The organism is Streptomyces monashensis, assembly GCF_001866665.1.
Taxonomy (GTDB): Bacteria; Actinomycetota; Actinomycetes; order Streptomycetales; family Streptomycetaceae; genus Streptomyces; species Streptomyces monashensis.
On sequence record NZ_MLYO01000105.1, the window covers coordinates 1 to 9,821 of the forward strand.

The 9,821-nt window shown below is 73.8% G+C and carries 2 protein-coding genes; both read left to right on the forward strand.

The genetic code is table 11. The features are described from left to right. Window positions 1–2,409: type I polyketide synthase (locus BIV23_RS42205; protein ID WP_143079237.1), on the forward strand; the 2,409-nt coding region annotated here is incomplete at its 5' end. A gap of 47 nt (window positions 2,410–2,456) precedes the next feature. Then, window positions 2,457–9,821, forward strand: a 7,365-nt coding sequence (locus BIV23_RS42210; protein ID WP_071386302.1) for a type I polyketide synthase, incomplete at its 3' end; no start/stop codon positions are given.

Below are 9,821 nucleotides of genomic sequence, written 5' to 3' on the forward strand. Positions count from 1 at the left end.
CGGCATGCCACCGGCACGCTGTCGGCCTCGGCCTCGGCACCTGGCAAGGGCTTCGACTTCGCCGCCTGGCCGCCGCCGGGGGCGCGGCAGGTCGAGGTGGACCCCGTCGGCTTCTACGACGAACTGCGCGAGCGCGGTGTCGGCTATGGGCCCGCGTTCCAGGGCGTGCGCGCGGTGTGGCGGCGTGGTGAGGAACTGTTCGCCGAGGTCGCCCTGCCCGAGGAACAGCGCAAGGACGCCGGCGAGTTCGGCATCCACCCGGCGCTGCTCGACGCCGCACTGCAGACCGGGTCATTCCGAGCCGTGGCGGACGCGCAGCCGGGGGAGGGCCCTGGGCAGCCGCTGCTGGCGTTCTCCTGGAACGGCCTGGTGCTGCACGCCTCGGGCGCCTCGGCACTGCGGGTGCGGGTCGCCCCGATCGGCCCGGACGCGCTGTCGGTCGAGGCAGCGGACGAGACCGGCACCCTGGTCGTGACGATGGACTCGCTGGTGTCCCGGGCCGTTTCCGCCGAGCAGCTGGAGACGGCGGCGGACTCGGCGGCCACGGACTCGCTGTTCCGGGTGGAGTGGAGCGAACTGGCCCCGTTCCAGGGGGCGGAGGCGGCGCCGGTGTGGGTGCCGCTGGACACCGCGGCCGAGGCCGAGGCCCTGTCCCGGAGCGCCGAGGCTCCGGTGACGGCGGTCCTCCAGGCCGTCGGCGGCGCGGGCGACGACGCCGTACTGGCGCTGACCACCAGGGTCCTGGACGTCGTACAGGCGTGGCTGAGCGCGGAAGGCCTGGAGGAGTCACGGCTCGTCGTCGTGACCCGGGGCGCGGTGCCCGCCGGTGACGGCGTGGTGACCGACCCGGCCGGAGCCGCGGTGTGGGGTCTGCTGCGCGCCGTGCAGGCGGAGAACCCGCACCGGTTCGTCCTGCTGGACACCGACGCCGACATGGACACCGACGGGTCGGGAGCCGTCCTGGGTGCGGCGCTGGCCTGTGGTGAGCCGCAGCTCGCGGTACGTGGCACGGTCCTCTCCGTACCCCGGCTCGCCCGGGTGCCCGCCCAAGTCACCGACGCCGGAGGGGTGTTCACGGCGGGCGGGACGGTCCTGGTCTCGGGTGGCGGGTCGCTGGGCGCACTCGTCGCCCGGCACCTGGTCGTGCGGCACGGCGTACGCCATCTCGTGCTGGCCAGCCGTCGTGGCCCGGACGCCGAGGGCGTGCGGGACCTGGTCGCCGAGCTGACCGAGCAGGGCGCGACGGTCTCCGCAATGGCCTGCGACGTGTCGGAGCGCGAGCAGGTGGAGGCGCTGCTCGCCGCGGTGCCGGACGAGCACCCCCTCAGCGGCGTGGTGCACACGGCCGGTGTGTTCGAGGCCGGGCTCGTCGGGACCCTGACCCCGGAGCGCCTGGCGCGGGTGTTCGCGCCGAAGGTGGACGCCGTACGCCATCTCGACGAACTCACCCGCGGCCTGGACCTGGACGCGTTCATCGTCTACTCCTCCGCCTCGTCCGTCTTCCTCGGTGCCGGCAGCGGCGGCTACGCAGCGGCCAACGCCTTCCTGGACGGGTTGATGGCCCACCGCCGCGCGGCGGGCCTGCCCGGGCTCTCGCTGTCCTGGGGCACCTGGGCGTACGCCACCAACATGACCACACACCTGGGCGCAGACGACCAGGCGAGCATGAGCAGGCGGACCAGCCGAGACGGTGTCGTGGCGCTCACTCCCGCCGAGGGCATGGAGCTGTTCGACGCCGCCGTCGGGTCCGAGGAGCCGCTCCTCGTGCCGGTCAAACTGGATCTGCGCGGAGTGCGGGCCGGTGCGGCGGCCGGGGGTACGGTGCCGCATCTGCTGCGCGGTCTCGTACCGGCCGGCAGGCAGCAGGCACGGGCGGCCGCCGCCAGGGACGGCGACCTGCTCCGCCGGCTGTCCGGGCTCGCCGAGCCGGAGCAGGAGGCCATGCTCCTCGACCTGGTGCGCACCCAGGCCGCGGTCGTACTCGGATACAGCGGGCCGGACAGCATCCGGCCGGACACCGCCTTCAAGGACGTCGGGTTCGACTCGCTGACGTCGGTGGAGCTGCGCAACCGGCTGCGCGAGGCGACCGGTCTGAAGCTCCCCGCCACGCTGGTCTTCGACCAGCCCACCCCGCTCGTGCTCACCGGCTATCTGCGCGGTGAACTCGGCATCAGCGACGACGTGTTGTCGCGGGTGAACGCGAAGATAGAAGACGTCGAGTCGCTCATCGCCGCAGTGGCACTCGACGAATCCATGAGAGCCGGTATCGCGCTCCGCCTCCAGGGCCTGGTGGCCAAGTGTAATGGGGTCGTCGAGCAGACGGATGTCTCCGCGGTGGCCGAGCAACTGGAATCAGCGTCGGCCGACGAAGTCCTCGACTTCATCCATGAAGAACTCGGGCTCGTGTGAGACCGCAGCGTATCCGGCTCCATCAACATTCTCGTGAGGACTGACGAATGGCCACGGACGAACAACTCCTCAGGACCCTCAAGCGCGTCACCACCGAGTTGCACAACCTCCGGAAGCAGGGCGCGTCCCACGCGGGCGAGCCGATCGCCGTCGTGGGCATGGCGTGCCGGCTGCCGGGCGGAGTGACCGGGCCCGAGGATCTGTGGCAGTTGGTGCGCGAGGGCCGCGACGCCGTGTCGGGCTTTCCCGAGGACCGGGGCTGGGAACTGGACGGCCTGTTCGACCCGGACCCCGACAACCCCGGCACCTCCTACACCGATCAGGGCGGCTTCCTGCGGGGCGCCGGCCTGTTCGACCCCGGCTTCTTCGGGATCTCGCCGCGTGAGGCGCTGGCGATGGACCCGCAGCAGCGACTGCTCCTGGAGACGTCGTGGGAGGCGCTGGAGCGTGCGGGGCTCGACCCGGTCTCGCTGAAGGGCACCGACGTCGGTGTGTTCGCGGGGGTGTCCAGCCAGGGATACGGATCCGGGGGCAGCGGTGTCGCACCGGAGCTGGAGAGCTTCACCGGCACCGGCGTGGCGTCGAGTGTGGCGTCCGGCCGGGTGTCGTACGTCTTCGGCTTCGAAGGTCCCGCGGTGTCCGTGGACACGGCCTGCTCGTCCTCCTTGGTCGCCATCCACCTGGCCGCGCAGGCGCTGCGGCAGGGCGAGTGCTCGCTCGCCCTGGCCGGCGGCGCGATGGTGATGGCGACCCCCGGCACCTTCGTGGTGTTCTCCCGGCAGCAGGGCATGGCCGCCGACGGCCGGTGCAAGGCGTTCGCGGACGGCGCGGACGGCATGGGCCTGTCCGAGGGCGCGGGCGTGGTCGTCCTCGAACGGCTCTCCCAGGCGCGGGAGCGCGGTCACCGGGTGCTCGCTGTCATCCGCGGCAGCGCCGTCAATCAGGACGGCGCGTCCAACGGGCTCACGGCACCCAACGGTCCCTCCCAGCAGCGGGTCATCCGCAAGGCGCTGGCCGGCGCCGGACTGGTCCCGGCGGACGTGGACGTCGTGGAGGCCCACGGCACCGGTACGGCGCTGGGCGACCCGATCGAGGCGCAGGCGCTGCTGGCCACGTACGGACAGGGCCGGGATCCGCAGAAGCCGCTGTGGCTCGGCTCGTTGAAGTCCAACATCGGGCACACCCAGGCCGCCGCCGGCGTGTCCAGTGTCATCAAGATGGTGCAGGCGCTGCGGCACGGCGTGCTGCCCCCGACCCTGCACGCTCAGGTACCGACGACCGAGGTCGACTGGTCCGCGGGTGCGGTGAAGCTGCTCGACGAGGCCCGCGACTGGCCGCGTGAGGGTCACCCGCGCCGCGCCGGGGTGTCCTCGTTCGGCATCAGCGGGACGAACGCGCACCTGATCCTGGAGGAGGCACCCGAAGAGCCGGAGCCGGATCCGGACGCCGAGGACACGGCACCCACGGGTGTGGTCCCGCTGGTGGTGTCGGCACGCAGCGTGGGCTCCCTGGCGGGCCAGGCGGAGCGACTGGCCGCGCACCTGGAGTCCGCCGACGCGATGTCGCTGCCGCGTGTGGCCGGGGCACTGGTCGCGGAGCGGGCGCTGCTGCCCGAGCGCGCGGTGGTCCTGGCCGGTTCGGACCAGGAGGCGCTGGCCGGACTCCAGGCGCTGGCCCGGGGCGAGGACGCGGCCGGTGTCGTCACCGGCAGAGCGGCCGGCTCGGGCGGAGCGGGCAGGGTCGTCTGGGTGTTCCCGGGCCAGGGCTCGCAGCGCGCGGGGATGGGCCGGGAGCTGTACGACCGCTACCCGGTGTTCGCCCAGGCCCTGGACGAGGCGTGCGAGCAGCTGGACGCGTGTCTCGCCGGGTGGGCCGGCCACCCGGTACGGGACGTGGTCCTGGGCAGCGCACCGGGCGGCGCCGAGCTGCTGAACCAGACGATGTTCACCCAGGCGGGCCTCTTCGCGATCGAGAGTGCCCTGTTCCGGCTCGTGGAGTCCTGGGGGGTACGGCCGGATGCGGTCATCGGCCACTCGATCGGCGAGATCGCCGCCGCGCACGCGGCGGGCGTGCTGTCACTGCCGGACGCGGCGCGCCTCGTCGCGGCGCGCGGGCGGCTGATGCAGGCCCTGCCACCGGGCGGCGCGATGGTCGCGGTGGCCGCGAGCGAGGCGGAAGTGGCCGGCCTGCTCGGCGAGGGCGTGGAGGTCGCGGCGGTCAACGGCCCGTCCTCGGTGGTGCTCTCCGGCGACGAGGAGCCGGTCCTCGCGGCGGCCGACCGCATGCGGGAGCAAGGGCACAAGACGAAGCGTCTCGCGGTCTCGCACGCGTTCCACTCCCGGCGGATGGGGCCGATGCTGGCCGACTTCGCCGCCGAACTCGCCGAGGTGGAGTGGCGGTCGCCGACGATCCCGGTGATCTCGAACGTGACCGGGCGGCTCGCCACGGCCGACGAGCTCGCCGACCCGCAGTACTGGGCCGGCCACGTGCGTCACCCGGTGCGGTTCGCCGACGGGATCGCAGCCGCGGTCGGGCAAGGCGGGGCGCTGTTCGTGGAACTGGGCCCGGGCGCGGCCCTGACCGGCCTCGTCGCGGAGACGGCCGGCGCCGCGGGCGCCGAGGCGACCTGCGTGGCGGCCCTGCGCGACGGCCGCTCCGAGGAGCAGACCCTGCTGGCCTCGCTGGCCGAACTGTTCGTGCGCGGCGTGCCCGTGGACTGGAGCGGCCTGCTCCCGCTGGCCGGCGCCGCGAAGGCACGCGTGGACCTGCCGACGTACGCCTTCGACCACCAGCACTACTGGCTGCGGACCGCCGATGCGGCGACGGACGCGGCCTCCCTGGGGCAGGCGGCGGCCGGCCACCCGCTGCTCGGCGCGGTGGTGCAGCTGCCGCAGTCCGACGGGCTGGTGCTCACCTCGCGCCTGTCGCTCAAGTCCCACCCATGGCTGGCCGACCACGCCGTCGGCGGTGTGGTGCTCGTCCCCGGTACGGGCCTGGTGGAGCTGGCCGTACGGGCCGGTGACGAGGCCGGCTGCAGCGTCCTGGACGAGCTGGTGATCGAAGCACCGCTGGTGGTGCCGCAGCAGGGCGGCGTACGCGTCCTGGTCGCGGTGGGCGCACCGGACGCGACCGGCGCCCGCCCCGTGGAGATCTACTCCCTGCGCGAGGACGCGCCCGGTGATGCGGACGCGTGGACGCGGCACGCCGCCGGAACGCTCTCGGTCTCGGCTCCTGCCCGCGGCACGGGCTTCGACTTCGCCGCCTGGCCGCCGCCCGGCGCCCAGCGGATCGAGGTCGGCGACTTCTACGCCGACCTGACCGAGCGCGGCTACGGCTACGGCCCGGCGTTCCAGGGGCTGCGCGCGGTGTGGCGGCGCGGTGACGAGGTCTTCGCCGAGGCCGCCCTGCCCGAGGAACAGCGGGACGGCGCCGACACGTTCGGTATCCACCCGGCGCTCCTGGACGCCGCCCTGCACGCCGGGATGTTCGGCACCGCGGCGGACTCTGCGGCGCAGGACCCCGGCCGGCCGGTCCTGCCGTTCGCGTGGAACGGCCTGTCGCTGCACGCCTCGGGCGCCCCCGCCCTGCGGATCCGCCTGACCTCCGCCGGGCCCGGCGCCGTGTCGCTGGAGGCGGCCGACGAGACCGCCGGCCTCGTCGTCACGCTGGACTCCCTGGTGTCCCGGCCGGTCTCCGCCGAGCAACTCCAGACGCCGACCGGCTCCGCAGTCGCCGACTCGCTCTTCGGCGTCGAGTGGACCGAGCTGCCCCCGGCCCAGGGCGCGGTGGCCGCGCCGTCGTGGGCGCCGGTGGCCTCGGCCGAGGACGTGGCGGCTCTGGCCGACGCAGGCAGGGTTCCGGCGGCAGCAGTGCTGCAGGCCGTCGGCGGTGCCGGCGAGGACGCCGTACTCGCCCTGACCGCACGGGTGTTGAGCGTGCTGCAGGCATGGCTGGCCACGGACGCCCTCGAAGACTCGCGGCTCGTGGTGGCGACCAGGGGCGCGGTCCCCGCCGGCGCCGAGGGCGCGGTGTCGGACCCGGCCGGAGCAGCGGTGTGGGGTCTGGTGCGCGCCGCGCAGGCCGAGAACCCGGACCGAATCCTTCTGATCGACGCAGACCCGGCCGCGGACGACGGCGTGGGGCCCGTGCTGGGGGCGGTGCTGGCGGGTGGCGAGCCCCAGGTCGCCGTGCGCGGCACGGCACTCTCGGCGCCCCGCCTCGCTCGCGCCGCCGGTCAGGTCCCCGACCTCACTGAAGTGTTCGCCCCGGACGGCACGGTCCTGGTCACGGGTGGCACGGGATCGCTGGGTGCGCTGCTGGCCCGGCACCTGGTCACCGGGTACGGCGTACGCCACCTGGTCCTCGCCAGCCGTCGCGGTCCGGACGCCGACGGCGCGCGGCAGCTGGTCGCCGAACTGACCGAGCAGGGCGCGGCCGTGTCCGTCGTGGCCTGTGACGTGTCCGACCGAGACCAGGCGCAGGCACTGCTGGCCTCGGTGTCCGACGCGCACCCCCTGCGCGGTGTGATACACACGGCGGGAGTGCTGGACGACGGCGTGATCGGGGCCCTGACCCCGGAACGCCTGGCCAGGGTGTTCGCGCCGAAGGCGGACGCCGTACGTCACCTCGACGAGTTGACCCGGGACCTCGACCTCGACGTCTTCGCCGTGTTCTCGTCCGCCTCGGGCGTGTTCGGCTCAGCGGGCCAGGGCAACTACGCGGCTGCCAACGCCTTCCTGGACGGCCTGATGGCCCACCGCCGGGCGGCGGGCCTGCCCGGCCTCTCCCTGGCCTGGGGTCTGTGGGAGCAGGACGCCGGCATGACCGCGCACCTGGGCGACGCGGACCAGGCGCGGGCCGGCCGTGGCGGCGTCCTCGCGATCACGGCGACCGAGGGCATGGAGCTGTTCGACGCCGCGCTCGCGTCCGGGCAGGCGCTGCTCGTACCGATCAAGATGGACCTGCGCGGGGCACGCTCCGGCGCGGCGGCCGGCGGCCCGGTCCCGCACCTGCTGCGCGGTCTCGTACCGGTGGGGCGGCAGCAGGCGCGGGCAGCGGCCGCGAAGGACGGTGACCTGCGCCGTCGGCTCGCCGGACTCGACACGGCGGAACAGCAGGCGCTCCTTCTCGACCTGGTGCGGACCCAGGCCGCCGTCGTCCTCGGCCACAGCGGAGCCGACGGCGTCCGGGCCGACACCGCCTTCAACGAGGCCGGGTTCGACTCTCTCACCTCGGTGGAAATGCGCAACCGGCTCCGCGAGGCGACCGGCCTGAAGCTCCCCGCCACGCTGATCTTCGACTACCCGACCCCGCAGGCCCTCGCCGCCTGTCTGCGCGAGGAGTTCGGGGACACCGTCGCCACCGGCACACCTGCCGCGACCGCTGCCGTCGTCGCGGACCCCGACGAGCCGATCGCGATCGTGGGGATGTCCTGCCGGCTGCCCGGCGGGGTGACGAGCCCCGAGTCCCTGTGGCGTCTGGTGCACGAGGGCCGCGAAGGCATGTCCGACTTCCCCGAGGACCGAGGCTGGGAACTGGAGGGCCTGTTCGACGACGACCCGGAGAGCGTGGGCACGTCGTACGCCAGCCAGGGCGGATTCGTAGCGGGTGCGGGCCTGTTCGACGCGGGCTTCTTCGGGATCTCGCCGCGTGAGGCACTGGCGATGGACCCGCAGCAGCGACTGCTTCTGGAGACCTCCTGGGAGGCCCTGGAGAGCGCCGGAGTCGACCCGACGTCCGTGAAGGGCACCGACATCGGTGTGTTCTCCGGCGTGTCCAACCAGGGGTACGGGGCCGGAGCGGTCGCACCGGAGCTGGAGGGCTTCGCGAGCACGGGCACCGCGGGAAGCGTGGCCTCGGGCCGCATCTCGTACGTGTTCGGCTTCGAGGGCCCGGCGGTCACGGTGGACACGGCGTGTTCGTCGTCGCTGGTGGCGATGCACCTGGCCGCGCAGGCGCTGCGGCAGGGCGAGTGCTCCATGGCGCTCGCCGGCGGCGTGACGGTGATGGCGACACCCGTCAGTTTCGTGGAGTTCTCCCGCCAGCGCGGCCTCGCCGGTGACGGCCGCTGCAAGGCGTACGCGGAGGGCGCGGACGGCACCGGCTGGGCCGAGGGCGTGGGCCTGGTCGTGCTGGAGCGTCTGTCGGTGGCGCGGGAGCGCGGGCACAAGGTCCTGGCGGTGCTGCGGGGCAGTGCGGTGAACCAGGACGGTGCGTCGAACGGTCTGACGGCACCGAACGGGCCTGCGCAGCAGCGCGTGATCCGCAAGGCGCTGGCCGGTGCCGGACTGAGCCCGGCGGACGTCGACGTGGTCGAGGGCCACGGGACGGGTACGGCGCTGGGCGACCCGATCGAGGCGCAGGCGCTGCTCGCGACGTACGGCCGGGACCGGGACCCGCAGAAGCCGTTGTGGCTCGGCTCGTTGAAGTCCAACATCGGGCACACGCAGGCGGCCGCGGGTGTGGCCGGTGTGATCAAGATGGTGCAGGCGCTGCGGCACGGAGTGCTGCCGCCGACCCTGCACGTGGACGCGCCCACCTCCCAAGTGGACTGGTCCGCGGGCGCGGTGGAGCTGCTGACGGAGGCTCGGGAGTGGCCGCGTGAGGGCCGTCCGCGCCGTGCGGGTGTGTCGTCGTTCGGGATCAGTGGGACGAACGCGCACCTGATCCTGGAGGAGGCACCCGACGAGGCGGCGGAGCCTGCCCCGGAGGACACGCCGCCGGGTGGTGTGGTGCCGTTGGTGGTGTCGGCGCGTGGTGAGGGTGCGTTGGCGGGTCAGGCCGGTCGGCTCGCGTCGTTCGTCGAGGACGCCGGTCGGTTGCCTTTGGCGGATGTCGCCGGGGCGCTGGTCTCCGGCCGGGCGTTGCTGGGCGAGCGTGCGGTGGTCGTGGCCTCGTCGGAGGAGGAGGCGCTCGCGGGTCTGCGCGCGGTGGCGCGCGGCGAGAGCCCGGCTGGTGTGACCACCGGCAGGGTCGGTGTCTCCGGTGACCCCGGCAAGGTCGTGTGGGTGTTCCCGGGCCAGGGTTCGCAGTGGGTGGGTATGGGCCGGGAGTTGCTGGATTCGTCTGCGGTGTTCGCGGAGCGGATCGGGGAGTGTGCGGTTGCGCTGGAGCCGTGGGTGGACTGGTCGCTGCTCGACGTGTTGCGTGGGGAGGCTGCTCCGGAGCTGCTGGAGCGGGTGGATGTGGTGCAGCCGGCGAGTTTCGCGGTGATGGTGGGCTTGGCGGCGGTGTGGTCGTCGGTGGGTGTGCTGCCGGATGCGGTGGTGGGTCACTCGCAGGGTGAGATCGCGGCGGCGTGTGTGTCGGGTGCGTTGTCGCTGGAGGACGCGGCGAAGGTGGTGGCGCTGCGCAGCCGGGCGATCGGTGAGCGGCTGGCCGGTCACGGTGGCATGGCTTCGGTCGCGCTGAGC